The sequence below is a fragment of the Novosphingobium sp. PY1 genome, assembly GCF_017312445.1.
In the GTDB taxonomy this organism is placed as follows: Bacteria; Pseudomonadota; Alphaproteobacteria; order Sphingomonadales; family Sphingomonadaceae; genus Novosphingobium.
The window spans coordinates 447,716-470,818 of sequence record NZ_BLTI01000008.1; the positions used below are offsets into that span (position 1 = coordinate 447,716).

The window sequence follows — 23,103 nt, forward strand, 5'->3', positions numbered from 1 at the left end:
ACCCGCAGTCTGCGCGATCGCCGAAGATCCGGCACATACCGCAACAAGTGCCGTAGTAACCTTAAGTCCACTCTTGATAATTTTCAAGTAATTGCCAGTCATGTTAGATGCCCTCATCAACGCCATAGCAAGTGCTTCGCCCTGCCCCACATTTTCTTGATTTATTTATTTAGTGTGATGCAAAATTTGCCATGACCCCAGCCTGCAAGCGCACACTATCCACTGCGTGAGAAAAAACTACGACGCAAAAAGCTGTAAATGCGTCATCCTTATGACAAAGAATTCAATGCCTTGTCTCTACATCGCGCAGCGATTGTGCAATATTCGTGGCCGTTTCCTGCAAGGGCCGAACAAAGCTGGCTTCAGCCTGATCCATCTTCGCGGCCCTGACAAAGAAGGCGAGGGTCAGTGCGCCGACAACCTCTGCATCACGCAGGATCGGCACTGCAATCGACGATGTCTTGCCCGGATTAGCCGTGAACTGATTGAACATGCGAGCCGCGTAACCCTCCGTGCGAATACGGCTGGCCAGTTCCTCCTTCTGAAACATCTCGAGGATTCCCGGGGACTCGATCTTAGGCAAGAGCTTCATGCTTTCCAGCAGCTGCTCGCGGTCCTCATCGCTCATGTAGGCGAGCGTCGCGTGACCTGCAGCGGCCTCCAGTATCGGCATCGAATAGCCCGGATGATAGGTATTGAAGGTCAGCGCCGTGATCGAATGCGTGGAATCGCGAATGACCATCGAATGGCCGACCCGGGTCGAAAGCGTGATCGGCCAGCCCACGCGCCGCGTCAGGTCGATGATATGAGGCCGGGCCGCCTGGATGAGGATGCCGTCGCCCTGGAAGCCGTTGGAGAGCGTCTGGACCAATGCGGTCGGCCGGTAGCGCTTGCGGTCGGGCTCCTGCTCGATCAGTCCTTCGTGCATGAGCGAATGAACCAGGCGGCTCGCCGTGGGATAGGGAACCTGTGAAGCCCGGGCGATCTGCATGAGGGTCAGCGAACCGCCTCGGTTGATGGCCTGAAGGACAGCCAAACCTCGACTGAGGGCGCGGATCGGTTTGTCATTGTTCATGCTGCGGATATTCCGCATTTCTGAATGCCATGCGGATAAACTTATAGCCCTTTGATCGCCTGGCGGATAAAACCCTTACAGTTTCTTCATTTCATCGGCGGGAAAGCCCGGCGCCGCGGCCGATTTTCTCGGCTCACGGAGCAAACGGATCGACCGGCTACCGCGACTCAAGCCATTCGATCACCTCGCTGACCGGCAGGACATCGGCATATTTCAGCTGCAGATCGGTAAGGTTCGCATAGTGGAAACTCTCGTGCTTGTCGGCACAGGTCTCGATCGGAACGATCGTCCGGTACCCCCGGCTCAGCGCGTCGACTGCAGTAGCGCGAACACAGCCCGAAGTGGAGCCACCGGTAACGACCACGGTGTCGACATCGTGCGACGTGAGATAACTTCCCAGCGGCGTTTCGAAGAATGCGCTTGGCATGCGCTTGTCGAAGATCGCATCGACCGACGGATCGATCTCGCAGCGCACATCGAAGTCGTGACGCCTGCTGCCGCGCTTGATGTTCTCGAGACTGTCAGGCGTATTGGTCCGCCGTCCCCAGATCCCGGCATCGGCGCCGGTTCCCATGTAAGCCACTTGCGTCCAGACCACCGGCATCCCGCATTCACGAGCGAGGTGGGAAATCTGATTGGTGAATTCGATCTGCCGCGGATCGGCTTCGTAAGCGGTGCTGAACTCGTCGATCCGCGTGTAGGCATTCTGGAAGTCGACATTGACCACGGCCAGCTTGCGCCCAAAGCCGAAGCGGGCGCGTTGCGGATCGGCCATGACGCTTTCGAAGATCTCCTTCGCGGTGCGCGTGTCACTGGCCATTTTCGTGCCGCGTGGCATCGTATCGCAATCTCCTGATCTGATGGCGCTGACGCCGCCGCCTACCCTACTCGCTGACATCGGATCTGCGCGGGACGAAGCCATAGAATGTCCACAGGGTGGAGAGGGACGCTGCCCTCCTCCTCAAGCGAGCCCCCAGGCTGCTAGGATACCGCGATGACAGGACGCTTCCTTGGATCATGTGCACAAGCGCGGGCAGGCGTCCGTTCGCTGACCCGCAGATCGGTGCTGGCAAGTACAGCTTGCCTGCTTGCCGCCGCAGGCGCGTCCCGGCGCGGTCTTGCGCGGGAAGCTCTGCCTGACGGGGTCAGGACGATAGCGAAGGGGCTCCAGTTCCCCGAAGGCCTGTTCACATATCCCGACGGCGCAATCGGCTGCGTCGAGATTGCCGGCGGAACCCTGCTGCGCATCGACAGGAGGGGAAGGCAGGAGATCACGGCCCGACCGGGCCCCGGGCCAAACGGCGCGGCGCTGCTGCCGGACGGATCGGTCCTCGTGGCAGACAACGGGGGCATCGCCTTTCGCCGGACGGAGCAAGGCTTGCGTGTTGCCGGATTACCTGTCGACCTCGCCCCCGGCCGCATCGTGCGGGTCGCGCCGGACGGTGCAGTAGAATCACTGTATACGCAGTGCGACGGCGCTGCGCTCAACGGCCCGAACGATCTCATCCTCGACGGCCTCGGTGGCTTCTGGTTCACAGATACCGGCAAGTTGCGCCCTACAGGCCAGGACCCCGGTGCGCTTTATCATGCACGGCTGGATGGAAGCCGCATCGAGCGAGTGCTCCACCCGCTCGATGCCCCGAACGGCCTATGCCGTACGCCCGATGGCGATCTGCTCGTCGTCCTGTCCAAGGCGCGCACGGTGCTCAAGTTGCCGGCGCGCGGCGACACGCTGGGGCCGGCTGCGGTCTTCGCGCGGCTGCCGGGAGCGATGATCCTCGACAATATCGTGTGCGACGAGGATGGAACCACGCTGATCGGCTGCGTCAGGCCAGGGGGGATCGCGGTGGTTTCACCGGGTGGGATCTTGCAGGCGCTCATCGCCCTGCCCGATTTTGCAGTGACCGCCCTGGCCTTCGCAGGAGAGGATCGACGCGAGGTCCTCGCCTGCCTCTCCAGCACCGGGCGGATCGTCAGCCTTGCATGGCCGCGGCCTGGACTGGACCGCGCAACGGTGCCCGGAACAGCCTAGACCGGCTTTACCCGCAAGGCGGTATCCATCGAAGTAATCGCCTCGCAGCCATCCTTGCGAACGATCATCATGTCCTCGACATGCGTCGTGCCCCAGCCGAATTCGTGGTAGGGCATGTCCAGCGTGAAGACCATGTTCTCCTCGAACGTGAGGTGATGATGGCCCGGCATCTCGGCCCCTACCGAGACCGGATGATCGGTATGCTCGAGGCCGACGCTATGCGGCCCGGCGATGACGAAGCCGGGGAAACCCTCCGCGTGAACGGTCTTGAGCGTGAGGTCGACGATTTCCTTGAAGGTCTTGCCCGGCCGGATGTTCTCATAGGCGACCTGCAGCCCGCGATTGACCGCCTCGAAACGCCGCAGCATCTCCGCGTCCGGCTCACCGAACAGCACTGAACGTCCGACATCGCCGCGATACTGCTTGTAGCTGGTCACGCTGTCGAGCTTGATGAGTTCGCCTGCTTCCACTTTCCCGGTTGCGAGGCCGCGGATGTTGGCGATGATCCACTCCGAACGGCAGCCGTGTTCTGCAGCAAGGCGGGCATGGATGTCCGAGAGCGCCTCGAGCGGCATGCCCACTTCCATCCGGTCGATCACGCCGTTCAGGACGGTCTCCCCGACCCGGCCTGCAGTGCGCAGAAGTTCGATCTCCGCAGGACTCTTCACCATACGGATCTCCTTGAATACGTTGAGAGCGTCCATGCCCTCAAGGTCTTCAAGACCGATCTCGTGGAGCCAGCCGAGCACGCGCGGATCGTCGAAGCCCAGGCGCTTGTCGGCCAGTCCAGCTTCGCGAATGGCGCGGGCCAACGCGCGCGTCGCAGTCGTCTCGGAGCTTCCCTGGTGCGCGGCATAGCGATCGAGCAATTGCCGGTCACGCGGTGCCATCGCTGCATTCTCGCGCGTGGGAAAGGGCGTAAGCGGCGTGTTCCTGTCGATCGTATCTGCCGAGACGACCTGGTCCAGATCGAGTTCTTCGGTTGAAAACTCGTAGTCGCGCGCCTGGGTCTTGGGCGCGACGCGGGTGATGAAAGTCGCGACGTTGGGCATCCAGGTCGGACAATGTTCGAGGTGATAGACTCCGGTTCCCGGCATCACCAATGCCGCCGGAGCATTCTCGTCGCGCGGCAGCAACGCGTAGAGCGTGTAGTTGCGCGACATGAGGAACATCGTGCCCCAATAGTCGGAAAGATAGTAGATATTCTCGCGAAAGGCGGCCACGAGTCCGTCCAACCCGTGACGGTCCATGACCTGATTGGCACGTTCGCGATTGAGTAGCATGATCCGGACTCTTTGCTGCTGATGTACGGCCCCGGGTCTAGGTGGGATCTTGCCCGCTACAACGCGCAGCCGCAGTCATTATCCGCAGCGTGGATAGGGCGGCAAGGCCTCTATGCCAGTGGGCGCCGTGATGGCCTAACCGGAAGCGATGGAAATTATGCAATGAAGCACGAGGCCACTTTCGGGCAGCAGGATCAGGCGGCGCCGCTGCCCCTTGGCATCTACTTCGGATGGGGTCTGGGGACGCTCGGCATCACCGCATACATGGTGGGCAGCTATCTCCTGCTACGCTTCATGACCGACTACATGGCCGTCCCCGCCGAGGTCGCGGGAACGATCTTCGCACTGGCCAAGATCTATGACGCCGTAGCCGATCCCCTGATCGGTTCGTGGAGCGACCGCTTCAATTCGCGCTGGGGCCGCCGGCGCCCCTTCCTGATGGCAGGTGCATTCGGCTGCGGGCTGATCTTCATGCTCGCTTTCAACATGCCGGTTGTGCCTACCGAGGGCGCTGCGATTACCATGCTGGCGGGACTGCTGCTGCTCCACGCAACGTCCTATGCGATCTTTGCCGTACCCTACATGACGATGCCGGCCGAAATGACCGACAACGCACACGAACGATCGAAGCTGATGTCGTTTCGCGTCGTCAACGGATCGCTTGGCAACATGCTGGGGGGGTTTGCGACGGCCTCGCTGATTGCCTATTTTGGCGGCGGTCTGGCCGGTCACCGCGCGATGGGCGTGATCATGGGCATCGTGATATTCGCGATCCTGATGGGCTGCTTCTTCATGACTTCGCGGGCGCGCCTGCGGCCAGTCGATGCGCGCAAGCACATTCCCTACCGCCAACAGCTCAAGCTTGCGTCGCGCAACCGGCCCTTCGTCATCCTCCAGATCGCCAAGCTGATGCTCCTGAGCGCTGCGGCGCTGCATACCGCATCGGCCCCGTTCTTCGTGCAACGCAGCCTGGGCATGTCCGACGAATGGCTCGGCACGATCTATCTCACCCTCACCATCGGGACGGTGATCGCGCAGCCGGGCTGGTTATGGTTGGCCCGGCGGGTCGGCAAGCGTACGGCCTACACTTTCGGCGGCGTGTTCACGGCTTGCGTCTGGATCATGTGGTTCCCGCTCGGCCACGGCACGCCGGAATGGATGGTGATCGCCATCGGCCTGCTGGCCGGCCTCGGCAACGGCGGAATCGTGATGATCAGCCAGTCGATGTTGCCGGATACCATGCAGTTCCAGTATCTGCGCACCGGCAATCGCATCGAGGGCAGCTTCGCGGGGCTCTACATCATGGTCGAGAAGCTGGGGCAGGCGATCGGCGCCTCGCTGACCGGCATCATCCTCGGCCTGTTCGGCTATATCGAAGCCAAGGGCGGCATCACGGTTGCTCAGCCGCAAAGCGCGGTCCTTGGCATTGCACTGTGCTACAGTATCTTTTCGACCGCCTTCCTGGTCTTGAGCATCGTTGCGATGCGTTTCTATCCGCTGGACGAGCGCACGATGACCCTTCGCGGCGAACCAACTGCGGGAGACTGACATCCATGGACCGACCGTACCAACGCCGCCTCGCCGTCCCGGGCATGAGCCAGGGAGAAGACCGCCTGCTCGGCATGATCGTAGCGCTTACCTCACAGGTTGCGGCGATGCGTGAGCGTATCGATACACTCGAAGTCCTGCTCGAAGCGTCTGGCATGCTCGATGCGGATTCGGTTGAGCATTTCGAACCGAACGAAAACGACGCAGAACGTCGCGACGGTCTGCGCGCGGATCTCATCGCCAAGGTAATGCATCCCCTGCGCGATGCAGCCGCACGCGAGGCCGAGCAAGCCCGGAAAGGATCGCCCCATGACTGAAGGCCATGCAATGCTTGCGCGCACCAATCATGACGAAAGGGCCGAACAGCTCTTCGTGCGCGACCTGAAGACCTACATCGCCGGCACACTGGAGCCCTCGATTGCCAAGAGCGCCGAGTGCCTCGATCCAGGCGAAGGCCACAATTCCCGTGCGGAAACGACATACCGGCTGCTGCAGGAAAGCGAGAGCTTCGGCGGCTACCTTTCCTTGCGCAGGGCCAGCCAGGAACTGCTCTGGTCGCTTGTCGGAGCAAGCGTGGACAGGCAGAGAGGCGACCTCGACGCAGCGGCGCGATCGGCACCGGTCCGCGGTTCGTTGACCCTCGATCCGCAGACCAACCAACCCGAGTACCTGGCTGATCGCGACGTACATCTCATGCCGGGCGGTTACGGTGCGGACATCGAAGGCGTCGCCCAAGGAGCGCTGATGGATCGCGGCGGAGCGGTCTACATGCTCGGACGCAACGGCGGTCTTCTCAACGACGGGCGCGGATGGACACTCGCCTCGCACCTCAAGACACGCTGGCCCGGACGCGCCCCCAAGCGCATCCTCGAACTGGGTTGCGGGATCGGTGCCTCGGCCGTCCCGCTTGCAAAGGCATTTCCACAGGCCGAAGTTCACGCGCTCGACGTCGGCGCCTCGATGTTGCGCTATGCCCACGCGCGGGCCGCATATCTGGACGTCGACATTCACTTCACGCAGGGCAATGCCGAAAGAGCCCCCTACGAAGACGAAAGCTTCGACTGCGTCTTCACTTGCGTCGTTCTGCACGAGACAAGCCCTGCCGGCATCGAGGCGATCATGGCCGAATGTGCCCGCCTGCTGAAACCCGGCGGTATCGTCGCACATCTCGAGGTGCCCCAACGATACGACAGTGTGCCGCTATGGACGAAAGTGCGTGGCGAGATCGAACACGAATACAATAACGAGCCCAACTGGAAAGTCGCAATCAGCGCCGACTACGCTGCGCAACTGACGCGCGCGGGTTTCATCGATATCGAAACCGGCTTCCAGGACGCTGTGCGCGACGCTTCGCCAGGATCTTTCGACCAGGTGAGCAAGGGGGTGTTTCGTTCGTGGTTCCTCGCCTCTGGCGTCAAGCCGCAATGATGGCGCAAGTCGATCGCGCCTTTGCCCGGATCGATGAAGGGCTGGTACATTATCGTCATGCCGGCATCGCCGATGGCCCGGTCCTGCTGATGCTCCACGCCTCTCCGGGCTCATCGCGTGGGCTCGAGCCCCTCATGGCCGCGCTTACAGGTGCCAAGCCGGACCTGCGCCTGATCGCCCCCGATACGCTGGGCAATGGCGATAGCGCGCCGCCCGCTCCGGATGAGCCCGAAATCTCCTATTTCGCAGACCGTCTGCTCGCGTTTCTCGACAGGCTCGGGATCGACCGTGTCGCGATCTACGGCACCCACACCGGCGCCCGCATTGCCGCGGAATGTGCGCTCCAGGCACCGCGACGGATCAGCCACGTGGTTTTCGATGGCATCGGCGATTACGACGAAGAAATGCGCGCGCTCCTGCTCGACCGTTATGCGCCTGAAGTCACGCCCGGCGAATATGGTGAGCACCTGATCTGGGCTTTCAACTTCATCCGCGATCAGGCGCTCCACTACCCCTGGTTCCTGCGCGATCCCGAGCATCGGTTGATGACCCGCGCCGTTCCCGGCGGCCAGGAAATGCACGAGCGGGTCGTCGAACTGCTCAAGAGCATCAGCAGCTACCACAAGTCCTACCGCGCCGCCTTCGCCTATCGCGCCAGCGAGCGCCTGCCGCTGTTGGAAACCCAGGCCACGTTCCTCGACGGCCAGGCGGAACTGCCCGTACTCAAGGAAAAGCTCCGCAAGCTCGCTGCTTCGGTCCGCGGCGCGCAAGTCGTCGAAGTCGAAACCAGTCCGCAAGGCAAGGCCGCGGCCATCGCGGCGACACTCGACTGAAGCCGGGTTCCCGCGCGTTCAGTCCTTCCGGATTCCAGCCTGGCGCTGACATGGCCAAGCGCGGAATGGCCAAGCGCGAAATGGCCGAGCGCGGAATGGCGGCGGGCGATGGCATGAAGCTCTTCGAAGCCGTCGCCACGGGGCCGAGATGCCTATGTCATCCTCCGTGTCTCATGCGCAGGCCCAATCTGCCTCCTGACAACAGGCCGCGTAGCAGTGAGCACCCGAATTGCTCACTGTGCAGATAATCGGCGCGGCAGCCCTGCCCCGTTACCCGCAATGGACGCATCACCTGACCGACCAGTGCGAAGGGAAAGACAATGCTTCTCAACCGCGAACGCGCCAACCGGATCATGGACCGCGAAGGGCTCGACGCTCTCGTCGCCGTCGCTCCGATCAACGTGTACTATCTCTCGGACTATTGGGGGGCGCTGATGCGCATGCGCCGCTCGTTCTACAACTACGCGGTACTGACACGCGACGAGAGCAAGCCATCCGCCCTGATCGTCACCGGCGTCGAGCACTTGCGCTTCTTCCATAACCCGGCCGCGACCTGGATGGAAAATCGGATGCCCTACGTCCACCCGATATACCAGGACAGGCGCGATTTCGATCCGGACGTCGAAGATCCCGAAGCGGTCGAATACGGGATGAAATGGCCGATCTCGCACGACACGTTGAGCCCGCGCGACAAGGAATACCTGGCCTACATGGAGGCGCATCGCGGCAAGGCATCGGTCAATGCACTTTATGCTCTGAAGAAGGGCTTGCAGGAAGCCGGACTTGAAAGCGCTCGGATCGGTTCCGACGATCCACGCATCGGGCCATGGCTGCATGAAATTGGCTTGCCCGGCGTAAAGATCAGCGAGGCGACCACTCTTTTCCGCGAAATCCGCATGGTAAAGACCCCGCGCGAAATCGAACTGATGCGGCAGGTCGCCCGGATGAACGAGGAAGCGCTGGAGGCCGTCATCGATTCACTGCGGGTGGGAATGCCGCGCACCGAGCTGGAACGCATCTACAACGTCGAAATCGCCAGGCGCGGCGGACGCGGCCTGTATCTGGCGACCGGACAGCACGGGACCAACAATAACCTTGGCGGCGTACTGGAAACCGAAACGATCACGTTCGACGGCCTGTGCGAATACCAGAACTACCATGGAGATCTCGGTCGCGTTGCGGTTTGCGGGAGCCCGCGCCCCGATGTCGTGGAGCGCGTGAAAGCGCTGGAAATCGGCTGCGAAACCCTGCTCAAGACGATTCGTCCCGGCATAACCGCAAACGAGGTGACATCGACGGTAATCGAAGCCGTGCGCAAGGGCGGCTTCGAGGGATTCTTCTTCGCCACACCGCACAGCATCGGCCTGGAACATTCCGACCACATGATCCCGATCGGCCCCACCCTCCCCGGCGGCAATGGCGAATTCGTGTTCGAAGAAAACATGATCTTCTCGCTCGACATGCCCTATTACGAAATCGGTTGGGGCAACCTCCATGTCGAAGACCAGATCCTTGTCACCGCCAACGGCGCCGAACCGTTGACGAACTGTGACGTTTCCCTGCGCGTGCGACCAGCCACGCCCTATGGCGCGGCGGCCTGACATCCCGGTCAGGCGCGCCTATGCGCAGGTCGGTCCCGGCCAGCTGCACTATCGCATCTGCATTCCGCAAGAGCCGACCCGGCGCCCCCTCATGCTGTTCCACCCGACTCCGAAAAGCGGCTGGATCTACGAAACGATCATGCCCCTGTTGGCGGCGCAGGGGCGGACCGTCATCGCACCGGACACGCCTGGCTATGGCGCCAGCGACCCCCCGCACGAAAGACCTTCCATCGAAGGCTATGCCGAAGCGATGCTGGCACTGGCCGATGCCCTTGTTGCGGGCGAATGCCTCGACGTTGCAGGCTACCACACCGGGTCTTCGACCGCCGTGCAAATGGCAGTGGCGCAACCCGAACGGATCGGCAAGATCGCGCTGTTCTCGATTGCGGCCTACGATGCCGAGGCCCGCGCAGCGAAACTGCGCAGCCTTGCACCGTTCAAGACCGTTTGCGAAGACGGATCGCATCTCTCCCGCATGTGGAACACGGTTGCGCAGCTGAGCGATGCGCGTGCCGATCCTGAATGGCGCCAGCGTTCGGTGACGGAGAACCTGCGCGCAGCGGACGGACCTGCAGGCTACCGAGCGGTCTATAACCACGACTTGAAAGCAGCCGCGCGCAAGGTGCGCCAGCCGGTTCTTCTCATCAATGCGCAGGACGACCTGTGGGAACTGACCCGGTTGAACCGCGATTGCTTTCCTCACTGCATCTACCGAGAACTGCCAGGCACCGCCCATGGCATGTTCACCTTCGCCGCCCCAGAGATCGCGCGGCTCCTGCAGGACTTTCTAGACGTGGACTGATGCGCGCCGCCAGGCTTTGCCGGGGAACGGGCTCAGGCTTGTACAGTATATTCGGGCATGTCAGCCAGCGCCCTCTCGTCCAGCTTGTAACGCGACATCGCAAGAAAGCTGGAAAACGCCAACAGGGCCGGAAGGACGGCGATCCCTGCATACAAAGCAAGGACCGTGGAGTGTGATTGCGCGACGAGCGCTCCGCCCTTGGTCGCAGTATAGCCGGCGGCTGCAAAGAGCAGCCCCATCAGGCCAGGACCAACGGCAAAGGCAACCTTTTCCATGAAGGCGTAGATACTGGAATAGACCCCTTCACGGCGTTGACCGGTAAGTTTGCGGTCGTACTCCATGACATCCGGTAACATCGAAATGCCCATCAGGGTGACTCCGGCCGCGCCTATTCCGTTGATCGTACCGCGGATCCAGAGTTCGGTTACGGTAATGCCCTCAGCGGTGAACGCATAACTTGCGTAAAGCAGGGCAAGACAAAGGATCGCGGCCTGGTACGAAGCGGTCTTGCCAAAGCGACGTCCGCACCAGGTCCAGAACGGTACGACAATCATGGCAGTGATGTTCTGCGACAAGGTGAGGTGGACCAGCCCCTGGTAACCGACCTTGAGCACGTTGAGCAGAAACAGCAACTTCGTGGTGCTGATCACCGAAATGGCGAGATAGAGGAACATCTTGGCGGTCATCAGCTGAACGAAGGATCGGTTACGCAGCAACGAGAGCCATTGCTCCTTCGCCGGTACACTGGTCCTTACGTCCCGTTCGACGCGCTTGGCCTTGCGGGTGCCGACAAAGGAAATCACCATGGTCGTGAAGACGAGCGAGGCGGCCGCTGCGCCCATCCAGGCATATCCGGGTCCGCCCCCCCCGCCCCACTCGACGATCATCGCCATGACGGCAGCCGAAGTAAGCTGACCGATGGCAATGAAAAAGGTACGGAAGGACAGCAGGCGGGTTCGCTCATGGTAACCGTCGGTCATCTCGCCCGCCATGGCCACGTAAGGCACAGCGAAGAGCGAATATCCGGTCGAGTAGATGACCAGGGCCACGGCCATATACACCGTCAGCCCCACACCCGTGAGCGCAGGCGGCGCGAAAACCATCAGCAGCGAAACCGCACCGATGATCGCGCCGGCGAGCAGGTAGGGGCGGCGGCGGCCCATGCGGCTCCTGGTGCGATCGCTGGCTACGCCGATCAGAATATCGGCCATGATGTCGTAGAGCTTGGAGACCGTAAGCAGCACTCCGGCAAGCGCCGCAGATTGGCCAAGAATGGTCGTCATCAGGACCGGGAAGAAGATCGTCACGACGTTGAGCATGATCGACACGCCGAAAGAGCCGACTCCGAAACCCAGGCACACCCCGAAAGGCAGGCGTTCCGGCTCGCTCCCCTCGGCGCGCGGTTTCGCGGAACTGGCGGCTGCGGGTCGAGAGATGTCCATGGCCGGACTATCTCTCAGCATCGCCCGCGCATGTAAAAATGTTGTCACACTATCCGTCAGGTGAAGAGTTGCTCGCGGTCCGGCACACGTGCGGATCCGTAACCAGCAGAATCGTCCTCCACCTCGCGCGACCTTCGCGGCCTCACGCCGCCCAGCCTCCCCGCGCCTTTCCGGTTTGGCGCCTCGCCCCTGTGCAGTCCGCAAGGCGCCGACAAGCGCGCTGCAATGCAGTGCGCGGGAACCCGCCGCAAATAGCACCCGCAATTCAGCAACCTGATCGGATCGCCGCTCACAAATGCCCTTAGTCTCTTGCCTTTGGAGCTATGGTAGCGCTATCTTAAGGACTAGAATGATCGATCGTGAATCGGATGGGAGAGTTGTTCAGGGCATGTTTCTGGGAATTGACATCGGCACGTCCGGCGTAAAGGCGGTGCTCATCGACACGGCGGGAACCGTGCGCGACCAGGCGTCTGCCCCGCTGACAGTCTCGCGTCCGCAGCCGCTGTGGTCGGAACAATCACCCGACGACTGGTGGGCCGCTACCGAGGCTGCCGTTCTGGGGCTTTCGGCGCCACTTCGCGCCAAGGCCCAGGCCATCGGACTGGCCGGGCAGATGCATGGAGCGACAATGCTCGGCGCCGACGATCGCCCGCTGCGTCCTGCCATCCTCTGGAACGACGGTCGCAGCTTCCAGGAATGCGAAGACCTGGAGGCGGCCGAACCGGATTCGCGGCGCATCGGGGGCAACCTGATGATGCCGGGATTTACCGCTCCCAAACTTCAATGGGTGCGCCGCCACGAACCCCGGATCTTTGCCGAAGTCCGCTCGGTCCTCCTGCCCAAGGATTACGTCCGCCTCGTCATGACTGGCGAGAAGGCGACTGACATGTCCGATGCTGCTGGCACCCTCTGGCTCGATGTTGCCCGGCGCGACTGGAGCGATGCTCTCCTTTCGGCCACAGGCCTTTCGCGCGAACATATGCCCAATTTGTTCGAGGGCAGCGAAGTGACCGGGCAGTTGCGCCCCGAGATTGCTTCGCGGTGGGGCATGGACAGCGTTCCCGTCGCGGCAGGCGCAAGCGACAATGCCGGCGGCGCTGCAGGGATCGGGATGATTTCGGACGGCGATGCTCTGCTCTCGCTCGGCACCTCGGGCGTGATTTTCGTGGCGACGCAGCAGTTTCGTCCCAATCCCGGGCAGGCGGTGCATGCCTTCTGTCACTGCCTGCCGGACATGTGGCACCAGATGAGCGTCCACCTCTCCGCCGCATCCTGTGTCGATTGGGCCGCGCGCCTGATGGGGCTGGCTGCACCGGCCGACCTGTTCTCCCTTGCCGAGCGGGCCGGCGCGGCGAACGGCCCGGAACTGTTCCTCCCCTATCTTTCGGGCGAGCGAACTCCGCATAATGACCCGCATGTGCGCGGTGCATTCCTTCGCGCGGACAACGGGACCGACCAGTCGCGCCTGGCCGCGGCAGTGCTGGAAGGCGTGGCCTTCGCCCATGCCGACGGTCTTGCTGCACTGCGCGAAGCGGGGACGCATGTTTCGTCACTGTCGGTCATCGGCGGCGGCGCACGGTCGCGCTACTGGGGTTCGATCCTCGCCGCTGCACTCGACGTGCGGCTCGAATATCTTGACGGCGGCGAAGTCGGTCCTGCGCTGGGTGCAGCCAAGCTCGCGATGATGGCCGCGACCGGCGCTTCGGCAGCCCAGGCGTGCGTGCGCCCAGCCGTCATCGACGCCATCGCACCCGATCCGCTGCTGGCCGAGCGCCTGGCACCCAAGCTTGAGAAATTCCGCCGCGCCTATGCGGCAGTTCGAGAACTGTGAAAGGAATAAGAAGGATGTCTGCCGAATACTTCGCCGAGTTCGACACGGTCCGTTACGAAGGCCCGGAAAGCGCGAACGACCTTGCCTATCGCTGGTACGACAAGGACCGCATGGTCATGGGCAAGCGGCTCGAAGATCACCTGCGCTTCGCCGTCTGCTTCTGGCACACCTTCTGCTGGCCGGGCAGCGACGTTTTCGGCGCGGGCACGTTCACCCGTCCCTGGCACGCCGGCCCGAACGACGCCAAGGCCGCGCGTGCCAAACGCGAAGCCGCGCTTGCCTTCGTCGAGAAACTCGACCTGCCCTTCTACTGCTTCCACGACGTGGACGTGATGGCGGACGCCGAGGACGCCACCAGTTTCCGCGCCAGCTTCGCCGAAGCCGTCGATCATCTCGAGGAACTGCAGGCCAGGCACGGCCGCAAGCTGCTGTGGGGCACTGCCAATCTCTTCGGCCATGCGCGCTACATGGCGGGCGCTGCGACCAATCCCGATCCGGAAGTCTACACCTGGGCGGCCATGCAGGTGCGAGATGCGCTGGAAGCCACCCATCGCCTCGGCGGTTCCAACTACGTCCTGTGGGGCGGCCGCGAAGGCTACGACACGATCCTCAACACCGAGATCGGCATCGAGCAGGAGAACTTCGGCCGCTTCCTGCAGCTTGTGGTCGACCACAAGCACCGCATCGGCTTTACCGGAACCATCCTGATCGAGCCCAAGCCGCACGAGCCGACCAAGCACCAGTACGACTTCGACACGCAGACCGTTTATGCATTTCTCAAGCGCTTCGGCCTCGAAAGCGAGGTCAAGGTCAACATCGAGGCAAACCACGCGACGCTTTCGGGCCACACCTTCGAGCATGAACTGGCGATGGCGCGCGCGCTGGGCATCTTCGGCTCCATCGACGCCAACCGCGGCGACCCGCAGAATGGCTGGGATACCGACCAGTTCCCCAACTCGGTGGAAGAACTGACGCTCGCCATGCTCGAAGTGATCCGCGCCGGCGGCTTCACCACCGGCGGTTTCAACTTCGATGCCAAGGTGCGTCGCCAGTCGATCGACGCGGCAGACCTGTTGCATGGCCACATCGGCGGCGTCGACACGATCGCCAGGGCTTTCCTGCGCGCCGCTGCCATGATCGAGGATGGCCGCCTGGAGGCCTTCCGCGCGGATCGCTACGCAGGTTGGAAGGGTGAGCTTGGCCGCAAGATCCATGCGCCCGACGCCACCCTTGCTTCTATCGCCGATATCGCGGTCCATTCCAATCGCGCACCCGAGCCGAAGTCCGGCCGTCAGGAATGGTGCGAGAACTACGTCAACCGCTTCTGAGGTTGATCGACACCGACATGATAAAGACCCGCCGTTTGCATCAGCAGACGGCGGGTCTTTCGTTTCCCGATATTACTGCGCCCGATGGGCTGGCCGACTCTGCGGCGCCTGGCCTGGCCCCGGATCGGCCTTGACCTCATCTTTCCAGCGCTTTCTTCTCGATCTGCCCAACGTTTCCCATACCGCTTGCACCTTGATAGAACCAGAATACGATTCTGTAGATGCGCAAGAGACGGGATGCGTCAAAGTACCGTTGCCGAAATGGATCGAATGACCAGCGATGAATATGGCAGATGCAGCCCACACGACAGCAAGGATCGGGCTGCGATCCTTGCGCATCCTCGGATCTGCTTTAGTTCACCCGAGCAACCGGTTGCCTCGCTCAAAATCAGGTCGCCATTCAAGAACGGCAGGCGACTGGGCTCGATGACAGGGACAACATGAGCAAACCAAAGCCCAACATGAAACTGGCGGCGATCGCTCCGAAGGCCGGGACAGCCAAGTCCGAACACGCGCTTTCGGCAAGCCAGACCGAGTCCCGCCAGCCAATGCAACCGCGCAGCCAGGCTTCTCTGGACCGCATGCTGACCGCAGCAAGGAAACTCATGATCGAGCGTGGCGGCGAGGACTTCACGCTTCAGGAAGTCAGCAATATCGGCAAGGTGTCGACCGGCTCGATCTATCATCGCTTCGCAGGCAAGGACGAACTGGTCCGCGCCGTGATCGAACGCGAACTGGCAGTCATGGCCGATGACGAGAACCGCGCCTTTGCCGAAGCCCTGAATAATTCAGCGAACCTGGACGCGTATATTCCAGCCTACGTCCGCGCGTTCTCAGACATCCTGCGCAAGAATTCGCTTATGCTGCGGCTTGCCATGCGGCGCGCAACCGTCGACCATGAAGTGTCCCACTCCGGTAACCGGCGCCACCGGGAATCGACCGAATCGCTCGCTTGCGACCTGAGCCGCTTTCGCGGAGAGATCTCTGGCGATGCGGACACGAAGGCCGCCATGGCTTTCCACATCGCCTTTTCCACGCTGGTCCGCCAGTTGAGCCTCGAGTCCATCGACCCTGCGGCAAACCATAGTGATTGGAGCATGATGCTTCACGAACTCAGCGAGATGATCCTGGCCTATCTCAAGTTCGGAAGAAGCCGCAGCACCTCCTGATTGACCAAGTCCCGAAAAGGCCACCACCGGGCCGGAAAGAGAGAAGGACGCGCAGATACCGGCGCCTTTCGAATTGTCGGTTGAAATTGAGTGTCGGTGCCGACCGATATGCCCTTCACTTCTCGCAAGTGCGCTCTTTCCAGGCTTCGCGGGCCTGCCAGCCACGTTCTTCCAGCTCGGGCGTCGCGGCCGCCTCGCAAGGGTAACCGATGCACAGGATCGCGATGAGTCGCCAGGTATCCGCAACGTCGAGCAGCTCGCTGACGAACCGGGGGTCGACGATCGAGACCCAACCCATGCCGATCCCCCGCACCCGGGCAGCCAGCCACATTGTATGGATCGCCATGACCACCGAGTAGTCGAGCATCTCCGGCATCGTCGCAATGCCCAGCCCCTTCCCCGCGACCGGCTTGCCATCGCAGAACACGGCCATGACTTCGGGCGCTTCGCGCAAACCGTGCAGCTTGAGCGACTTGTAGTGATCGCGCTGCTTCGCATCGGTGTAGCGATCGGCAGCCAGTGCGCTCTGCTCGTCGACGTGCCGGGCCAGTCGTTCCCGCAAACCGGGGCTGCGCACCCGCACAAAGCGCCATGGCTGGGAATTGCCCACCGACGGGGCCAGGCTTGCGCAGCGGAGCAGATGCTCGATATCGCCGCGGGGAATGGCGCGCGTGTCGAAATGCCGCACATCGCGCCGCCAGTGCAGCAATTGCTCAAGCTGCGCGGCAAACGCTGCATCGAAGCTGGGAGGAGCCTGCGTCAAGATGCTCTCCCTGCCCCTGTCTTGTCGTTGAAGGTCCGGTGCATCAGGTATGTATCCATAATCCAGCCGTAGCGCTCCCTCAATGCCTTACGCGCCTCGACAATGCGATCGGCAACCACTGGCAAGGAGCCGTGGATCAGGGCCTCGTGCTCCATGCCGAGATAGGCACCCCACCATATCTCTATTCCTTCAGGCTCCAGCGTTTCAAAGGCGCATCCGCGGTCGAGCATGACGACGACAACATTGGTCCCCTGCGGCCAGCCCTTTTCGCGCAACTGCCTGCCGGTGGTCACGACGAGAGGTTCGGCAAGGCGATTGAGCGCAATCGCGTGGGCGGCGGTCAAGGCCTGGATACTGGTGATGCCGGGGACCACTTCGATCTTCAGATCCAAGCCGCCTTTCTGCAGGCGCGCGGCGATGCGCAAGGTGCTGTCGTACAGCGAGGGATCGCCCCAGACGAGCAGCGCCAGACGTCCGCCTTGCGGCAGGTTTCGGGCGATTTCCCGGGCCCAAGTCCGGGCGATGGCATCGTGCCAGTCGTTGACCGCTTCAAGATAATCGCCGTGCGTAGCCCGAACCGGAAGGTCGAATTCGACGACGCGGACGGGCCGCTCCAGCACTTGCGCGCAGATGCCCCGGCGCAAGTCGAGCAGGTCCGCCTTCGCCTCACCCTTGCGCGGCAGCAGAATCAGGTCGGCCTCGTTCATGGCCCGCCGCGCCTGCATGGTCAGGTGATCGGGATTGCCGGTGCCGATCCCGATGAGGCTGAGCGCGATCATGCGTAGGGAGCGATCTGGTGGAAGAACGTGCCGGTCACCCGGCCGCGCCGCGACCCGGTTTCGGGCACGACGCTACCGTCGGCATCGGTAACTGCGGCCAGCGGCTCGTCGGGCTGCTCGAGGATCGTCGAGTAATGGAACTCATGACCGCGCAGACGGGACCCCGCCGTCAGGTTGGCCACGGGTCCCAGCAACTGCGCACTGCGATAGCCCAGGTGCATCCTGCGCTGCGCGTAGCTGGTCACGAGGCCAAGCAGGCCGGCCATCGGGTGACGTGCGCCTTCCTTGTCGACGAGGGCCTCGCCCAGCACCATGTAGCCGCCGCATTCGCCATGGACCGGACGGGTCTCGGCATGGCGGCGCAGACCGGCAAGGAAGCGCGACGCCGAGGCGATCCGGCCGGCATGAAGCTCGGGGTAGCCACCCGGCAGCCAGACGAAGTCCGCGCTTTTGTCGGGTGCCTCGTCGGCCAGGGGAGAGAATGGCATGATCTGCGCGCCTGCCCGCCGCCAGCCTTCCAGCATGTGCGCGTAGATGAAGGAAAAGGCCTCGTCCTGGGCCAAGGCGATGCGCTGCGCAGGAGGCTGCGGCAGGCCCGATCCCTCTCCGCGCTCAAGCGCCCTCGCCGCCTTGCGGATCGCCGGAAGGTCGGCATGTTCGCGCAGGAAGGCGGCATAATCGGCGATCTTGCGGTCGAGCTCGGGTTGCTCTGCAGCCTGCACCAGCCCGAGGTGGCGTTCCGGCAAGGTCAGGTCGCCGCGCCGAGGCAACGCGCCCAGCACCGGCATTCCAATGGCCTCCATCCCCCGGCGGACAAGGCGTTCATGGCGCGGGCTTGCCACACGGTTGAGGATCACCCCGGCGAAGGGGATGCGCGCATCGAAACGGCGAAACCCCAGCGCCGTCGCCGCGGCGGACTGGGCATGGCCGGACACATCGAGGACCAGGATCACCGGCCAGCCCATGCGCCGGGCGATGTCCGCGCTGGCGCCGTTGCCGGCCGCCCCGCGCGTGGCGACGCCGTCATAAAAGCCCATGGAGCCCTCGGCGACGCAGATGTCCGCCTCGGCTGCCATCGCCGCGACGGCATCCAGCAAGCCTGTGTCCATCGCCCAGCTGTCGAGATTGAACGAGGCATTCCCGCAGGCCGCCCGATGGAACGCGGGATCGATATAGTCCGGCCCGCTCTTGAACGGCTGGACCGTGTCGCCGCCCTCGCTCAATGCGCGCAGCAGGCCGAGCATGACAGTGGTCTTTCCGGTTCCCGAGGCGGGCGCGGCGACGAGCAGTCCGGGTGTGCTCATGCGATGCCTCCGGCAAAGCGCGAGGATGCATCCTGCGGCCGGAAGCGGCGGTCATAGCCGGGGGAATAGAGGCAGCTTTCATCGAAGCCCTCCCCCGCCAGCACTCGCCCGACGACGATCAGCGCGGTGCGCTCCATGCTGCCAGCGACTTCTGCCTCGATGGTTTCCAGCGTGCCGCGCACGATCCGCTGGTCGGGCCAGCTTGCGCGCCAGACGACCGCGACCGGGCAGTCGGGTCCATAGGCCGGTGTCAGGTCGGCCACGACCCGGGCCAGGTTATGGATCGAGAGGTGAATCGCCAGCGTCGCGCCGGTGTCTGCGAAATTGATCAGGCTCTCCCCTTCCGGCATCGCACTCGCCCGGCCCGAAGTTCGGGTAAGGACCAGCGACTGCGAAAGGCCCGGCAAGGTCAGCTCGGTTTCCAGCGCTGCTGCGGTTGCCGCGAAAGCGGGCACGCCCGGCGTCACGGTGAAGGGAATGTCCAAGGCCCGCAGCCTCCTGAGCTGCTCACCCATTGCCGACCATACCGAAAGGTCGCCCGAATGGAGCCGCGCCACATCGTGACCGGCAGCGTGGGCCGCGGCGATCTCGTCCATGATCGCGTCGAGATCGAGCGGCGCGGTGTTGACGATGCGCGCGCCGGGAGGACAGTGATCGAGCACTGCGGCAGGCACCAGCGACCCGGCATAGAGGCAGACCGGCGAGGCCGCGATCAGATCGCGCCCGCGCAAGGTCAGGAGGTCGGGCGCGCCGGGGCCGGCGCCGATGAAGTGTACGGTCATGGGATCGATCCTTGGGCAATGGCGCATGTCGCCATGCGGTCGGGGGAAATGTGGCGCACCGCGATCAGCTGCGCGCCGGGGCCGGCGGCGGCCAGGGCGCTGGCTTCGGCCACGCTCCCGGTTGCGTGGCTGGCAAGGCTTGCATCCGACTGGGTGGGCGTGACGATGCGGGCAAGCACCTGCGCCGAAACGCCGGTCAGCGGAAGACCCAGGACCGCGGCCAGACGCGCCAATTCCGGGCTCGCCGCCTTGTCCGCCGCTGTGGCGAGCAGGGTCACGCGCGGCGAGAACTGCTGCGCCAGCGCCAGCGCGTCCTCCAGCGACTGCAGGGTTGCGCCCTGCCGGAAACCGAAACCGGCGACAATCACAGGACGACGCTCCACTGCACGACGGGAAAGCTTGCTCGCCAGCCCCGGCGACTGCCGAGCGGCGCGGCGTGGGCCAGTTCGATCCGCAGGAGATCGCCGCCCTTCTCCGCCTGCCACTGGGCCAGCAGCGCTTCCGAGTCCAGCGTTACGGCATTGGCGACGAGCCGGGTTCCGGCAGGAAGCATGGTCACCAGGCTTTCCAGCAGCGCTTGCGACAGCCCCCCGCCGATGAAGACGGCATCGGGCGCATCGTCCCGTCGCTGATCGAGAATGCCGGGGGCACGGCCGGTCACCACCTCGAGCCGGTCGACGCCGAGCGCACGGGCATTGGCCCGGGCCCGCTCCGCCCGAACCGGATCGCTTTCGAAGGCCACCGCCCGGTTCGCCGGATGACGCAGCAGCCATTCGACCGCAATCGAGCCCGATCCCGCGCCGATGTCCCACAAGGTCTCACCCGCCACGGGGGCAAGCGCGGAAAGCGTCAGGGCGCGTACCGGGCGCTTGGTGATCTGGCCATCGTGGTCGAACAGGTCGTCGGCCAGTCCAGAGGCGCAAGGCAAGGCGCGCCCCTGCCCGGCGCAGGCAATGCCGACCGCGACGGGGTGAGCGACATCGCCGAAAGCAAATGCGTCAGCCCGCACGCGGCGCACCCGCTCACGCGGGCCGCCCAGCGCCTCGAGGACATGGAGATCCGATGGACCGAAGCCCTGCTCGCCCAGATAGGCGGCCAGATCGCGCACAGCATTCCCGTCCCGCAGCAGGACCAGCATCCTGCGGCCTGCGGCCAGATGCGGGCGCAGACGCGGCAGCGGCGCGGCATGAAGGCCCAGGCACACCGTATCCTGCAGCGACCATCCCAGGCGCGAAGCGGCCAGCGAGAACGTCGAGGGCACGGGATGTGCGATCCATTCGCCCGCTTCGAGATGCCGCGTAACCGAGGCTCCGCCGCCGAACCAGAACGGATCGCCCGAAGCGAGCATGACCACGCGCTTCCCGCGATGGGCCAGCAACCCTTCGATGCCGAGCGCAAAGGGCACTGGCCATTCCTCGACGCGGCAACTAAGCGCGGGCAGCAGCGAAAGGTGCCGGGGGGCGCCGATCACCAGTTCGGCCTGCGCAAGTGCATCGCGCGCGGCGGCCGAAAGCCCCTCCACCCCATCCTCGCCGATGCCGAGGATAGTCAGCCACCGACCGGGGCCAGTGAAGGAGGAAGTGTCAGCCATGCCGAAAGTTCTCCTGCTGGGCGGCACTACCGAGGCAAGCGCTCTGGCCCGCCTGCTCGCCGATGCCGGCGTGGACACGACGCTCAGCTACGCGGGTCGGACCACCACCCCCCGTACGCAGCCGGTCCCGGTACGCGTCGGCGGATTCGGAGGTGCAGAGGGCCTTGCCGACTGGATGCGGGAAAACCGGGTGACCCACCTCATCGATGCGACGCACCCCTTCGCGGCAACCATGAGCGCCAATGCCGTCACCGCCGCGCAGCTTGCCGGAACGCCGCTCATCGCCCTCACCCGTCCGGCATGGGAACCGCAGGAAGGCGATCGCTGGCGTCACGTGGCGGACGTTGCCGCCGCTGTGTCCTCGCTTGCCGGGCCTGCCCGCAGGGTCATGCTGGCGCTGGGCCGCATGCATGTCGGCGCGTTCGCCGCGCAGCCGCAGCATCACTACCTGCTGCGCTTCGTCGATGCGCCCGAGGGCCCGCCGCCATTGCCGCGCCGCAGCCTCGTCGTCGATCGCGGGCCCTTCACTGTCGATGGCGACATCGGGCTGATGCGCGAGCACGCCATCGAACTCGTCGTGTCCAAGAATGCCGGAGGAACCGGCGCGCAGGCCAAGCTCGTGGCGGCACGCGAACTGGGCCTGCCGGTGGTGATGATCGACCGCCCCGCCATTCCCGCACGGCGCGAGGTCCACGATCCGCTTGAGGTCCTGCACTGGCTGGATCACGCGGCAGCTTCCACGGCTGAACGCGGCGTATAGAGAATCGGCCCGCCCTCGCGCGCGATGATGCGGGTGCGGCTCGACCCCACGATCACAACGGTGCGCATGTCGGCCATCTCCGGCCGCGCTTCACGCAAGCTCACGATGCGCAATTCCTCGTCGGGCGTGGTGACGGCGCGGGCGAAGAGAATCGGCCGCTCGGGCCCGCAAGCCTCGCGCAGAACCTCCAGGGCCCGTGCGAAACCTGCAGGGCGCGACGCGGAGCGCGGGTTGTAGAACGCCATCGCGAAGTCCGCTTCGGCGGCGAGGCGCAGGCGCTTCTCGATCAGGTCCCAGGGCTTGAGATTGTCCGAAAGGTTGATCGCGCAGAAATCGTGCCCCAAGGGCGCTCCGGCGCGGGCGCTTGCCGCAAGCATCGCGGTAATCCCGGGCAGCACGCGGATATCGATGTCGAGCCACGCAGAAGGCCCCGCCTCCAGCGCTTCGAACAGGGCCGAGGCCATCGCGAAGACGCCCGGATCGCCGGAAGACACCACGACGACGCGACGCCCCTGCGCGGCAAGGTCGAGCGCATGGCGCGCGCGGTCCAGTTCCACCCGGTTGTCCGAAGGATGCAGCCGCAGCCCTTCGCGCGGCGCAATCCGCGCAACGTAGGGGATATAGCCGATCACATCGGTTGCCTCGGACAGCGCCTGCGTGACCTCGCCGGTCACCAGCGCCTCGTCGCCTGGCCCCAGCCCGGCGACGCAGACCCGGCCCCGATCCTGCGCCCCGCTCACTATCGGCGCCCC

Annotated in this window: 22 protein-coding genes; 11 read left to right on the forward strand and 11 right to left on the reverse strand. The window is 63.9% G+C overall.

Going from position 1 to position 23,103, the window contains the following annotated elements; all coding sequences use genetic code 11:
• Positions 1 to 283: 283 nt before the first annotated feature.
• Entirely contained in the window at positions 284 to 1,075 is a 792-nt protein-coding gene (locus J3474_RS13485) for a helix-turn-helix domain-containing protein (protein ID WP_242528399.1), read from the reverse strand.
• Between the two features lie 157 nt (positions 1,076 to 1,232).
• Positions 1,233 to 1,895: an isochorismatase family protein gene (locus tag J3474_RS13490; protein WP_242528400.1), complete on the reverse strand. Its 663-nt coding sequence runs from the start codon at positions 1,893 to 1,895 to the stop codon at positions 1,233 to 1,235.
• Between the two features lie 174 nt (positions 1,896 to 2,069).
• On the opposite strand from J3474_RS13490, the gene J3474_RS13495 reads away from it, so the two are divergent.
• The gene (locus J3474_RS13495) at positions 2,070 to 3,107 is read left to right on the forward strand and encodes an SMP-30/gluconolactonase/LRE family protein (RefSeq protein ID WP_207094529.1); all 1,038 of its coding nucleotides are present in this window, start codon (positions 2,070 to 2,072) and stop codon (positions 3,105 to 3,107) included.
• Here J3474_RS13495 and J3474_RS13500 read toward each other — a convergent pair.
• Positions 3,104 to 4,390 (reverse strand): Xaa-Pro peptidase family protein, encoded by a 1,287-nt coding sequence (locus tag J3474_RS13500; RefSeq protein ID WP_013833194.1) that lies wholly within the window; start codon positions 4,388 to 4,390, stop codon positions 3,104 to 3,106. The genes J3474_RS13495 and J3474_RS13500 overlap by 4 nt on opposite strands.
• 162 nt (positions 4,391 to 4,552) lie before the next feature.
• Here J3474_RS13500 and J3474_RS13505 point away from each other — a divergent pair, with 162 nt between their 5' ends.
• The 6 genes from J3474_RS13505 (at position 4,553) to J3474_RS13530 (ending at position 10,602) form a co-directional block, all read left to right on the forward strand.
• On the forward strand, positions 4,553 to 5,938 hold the full coding sequence (locus tag J3474_RS13505) for an MFS transporter (RefSeq protein WP_013833193.1): 1,386 nt from the start codon (positions 4,553 to 4,555) through the stop codon (positions 5,936 to 5,938).
• A 5-nt stretch (positions 5,939 to 5,943) separates the two neighbouring features.
• Positions 5,944 to 6,255 (forward strand): hypothetical protein, encoded by a 312-nt coding sequence (locus tag J3474_RS13510; RefSeq protein ID WP_083835213.1) that lies wholly within the window; start codon positions 5,944 to 5,946, stop codon positions 6,253 to 6,255.
• Positions 6,248 to 7,366 (forward strand): class I SAM-dependent methyltransferase, encoded by a 1,119-nt coding sequence (locus J3474_RS13515; protein WP_207094530.1) that lies wholly within the window; start codon positions 6,248 to 6,250, stop codon positions 7,364 to 7,366. The genes J3474_RS13510 and J3474_RS13515 overlap by 8 nt, the downstream gene beginning before the upstream one ends.
• Complete coding sequence (locus tag J3474_RS13520) at positions 7,366 to 8,199, forward strand: alpha/beta fold hydrolase (RefSeq protein WP_013833190.1); 834 nt, start codon at positions 7,366 to 7,368, stop codon at positions 8,197 to 8,199. The genes J3474_RS13515 and J3474_RS13520 overlap by 1 nt, the downstream gene beginning before the upstream one ends.
• Positions 8,200 to 8,519: 320 nt before the next feature.
• Complete coding sequence (locus J3474_RS13525) at positions 8,520 to 9,800, forward strand: M24 family metallopeptidase (protein ID WP_207094531.1); 1,281 nt, start codon at positions 8,520 to 8,522, stop codon at positions 9,798 to 9,800.
• Positions 9,784 to 10,602, forward strand: coding sequence for an alpha/beta fold hydrolase (locus tag J3474_RS13530; RefSeq protein ID WP_207094532.1), 819 nt, complete (start codon positions 9,784 to 9,786; stop codon positions 10,600 to 10,602). The genes J3474_RS13525 and J3474_RS13530 overlap by 17 nt, the downstream gene beginning before the upstream one ends.
• A gap of 32 nt (positions 10,603 to 10,634) precedes the next feature.
• Here the strand turns inward: J3474_RS13530 and J3474_RS13535 are convergent, their stop codons facing one another.
• Complete coding sequence (locus J3474_RS13535; RefSeq protein WP_013833187.1) at positions 10,635 to 12,044, reverse strand: MFS transporter; 1,410 nt, start codon at positions 12,042 to 12,044, stop codon at positions 10,635 to 10,637.
• A 388-nt stretch (positions 12,045 to 12,432) separates the two neighbouring features.
• Here J3474_RS13535 and xylB point away from each other — a divergent pair, with 388 nt between their 5' ends.
• The 3 genes from xylB to J3474_RS13550 all read left to right on the forward strand — a co-directional run bounded on the left by xylB (position 12,433) and on the right by J3474_RS13550 (position 16,372).
• Positions 12,433 to 13,875 (forward strand): xylulokinase, encoded by a 1,443-nt coding sequence (gene xylB, locus J3474_RS13540; RefSeq protein WP_207094533.1) that lies wholly within the window; start codon positions 12,433 to 12,435, stop codon positions 13,873 to 13,875.
• A 14-nt stretch (positions 13,876 to 13,889) separates the two neighbouring features.
• Positions 13,890 to 15,203: a xylose isomerase gene (gene xylA / locus J3474_RS13545; RefSeq protein WP_207094534.1), complete on the forward strand. Its 1,314-nt coding sequence runs from the start codon at positions 13,890 to 13,892 to the stop codon at positions 15,201 to 15,203.
• Between the two features lie 440 nt (positions 15,204 to 15,643).
• On the forward strand, positions 15,644 to 16,372 hold the full coding sequence (locus tag J3474_RS13550; RefSeq protein WP_207094535.1) for a TetR/AcrR family transcriptional regulator: 729 nt from the start codon (positions 15,644 to 15,646) through the stop codon (positions 16,370 to 16,372).
• Positions 16,373 to 16,487: 115 nt separating this feature from the next.
• On the opposite strand, the gene bluB is transcribed toward J3474_RS13550, so the two are convergent.
• The 6 genes from bluB to cbiE are packed head-to-tail and all read right to left on the reverse strand — an operon-like array spanning position 16,488 to position 21,591.
• A complete protein-coding gene (bluB, locus tag J3474_RS13555) occupies positions 16,488 to 17,135 on the reverse strand; it encodes a 5,6-dimethylbenzimidazole synthase (protein WP_207094536.1) in 648 nt (215 codons plus the stop codon).
• Positions 17,132 to 17,914: a precorrin-6A synthase (deacetylating) gene (cobF, locus tag J3474_RS13560; RefSeq protein ID WP_207094537.1), complete on the reverse strand. Its 783-nt coding sequence runs from the start codon at positions 17,912 to 17,914 to the stop codon at positions 17,132 to 17,134. The genes bluB and cobF overlap by 4 nt, the downstream gene beginning before the upstream one ends.
• Complete coding sequence (locus tag J3474_RS13565) at positions 17,911 to 19,218, reverse strand: cobyrinate a,c-diamide synthase (protein WP_207094538.1); 1,308 nt, start codon at positions 19,216 to 19,218, stop codon at positions 17,911 to 17,913. The genes cobF and J3474_RS13565 overlap by 4 nt, the downstream gene beginning before the upstream one ends.
• Positions 19,215 to 20,000: a precorrin-4 C(11)-methyltransferase gene (gene cobM / locus J3474_RS13570; RefSeq protein ID WP_207094539.1), complete on the reverse strand. Its 786-nt coding sequence runs from the start codon at positions 19,998 to 20,000 to the stop codon at positions 19,215 to 19,217. Before cobM ends, J3474_RS13565 begins: the two co-directional genes overlap by 4 nt.
• Entirely contained in the window at positions 19,997 to 20,368 is a 372-nt protein-coding gene (locus tag J3474_RS13575) for a cobalamin biosynthesis protein (protein WP_207094793.1), read from the reverse strand. Before J3474_RS13575 ends, cobM begins: the two co-directional genes overlap by 4 nt.
• Positions 20,365 to 21,591, reverse strand: a complete 1,227-nt coding sequence (gene cbiE, locus J3474_RS13580) for a precorrin-6y C5,15-methyltransferase (decarboxylating) subunit CbiE (protein WP_207094540.1) — start codon at positions 21,589 to 21,591, stop codon at positions 20,365 to 20,367. Before cbiE ends, J3474_RS13575 begins: the two co-directional genes overlap by 4 nt.
• Between cbiE and J3474_RS13585 the strand changes: the two genes are divergently transcribed.
• Positions 21,590 to 22,351 (forward strand): cobalt-precorrin-6A reductase, encoded by a 762-nt coding sequence (locus tag J3474_RS13585; RefSeq protein WP_207094541.1) that lies wholly within the window; start codon positions 21,590 to 21,592, stop codon positions 22,349 to 22,351. The genes cbiE and J3474_RS13585 overlap by 2 nt on opposite strands.
• Here J3474_RS13585 and cobJ read toward each other — a convergent pair.
• Positions 22,315 to 23,091 (reverse strand): precorrin-3B C(17)-methyltransferase, encoded by a 777-nt coding sequence (gene cobJ / locus J3474_RS13590; protein WP_376706534.1) that lies wholly within the window; start codon positions 23,089 to 23,091, stop codon positions 22,315 to 22,317. The genes J3474_RS13585 and cobJ overlap by 37 nt on opposite strands.
• Positions 23,092 to 23,103: the final 12 nt, after the last annotated feature.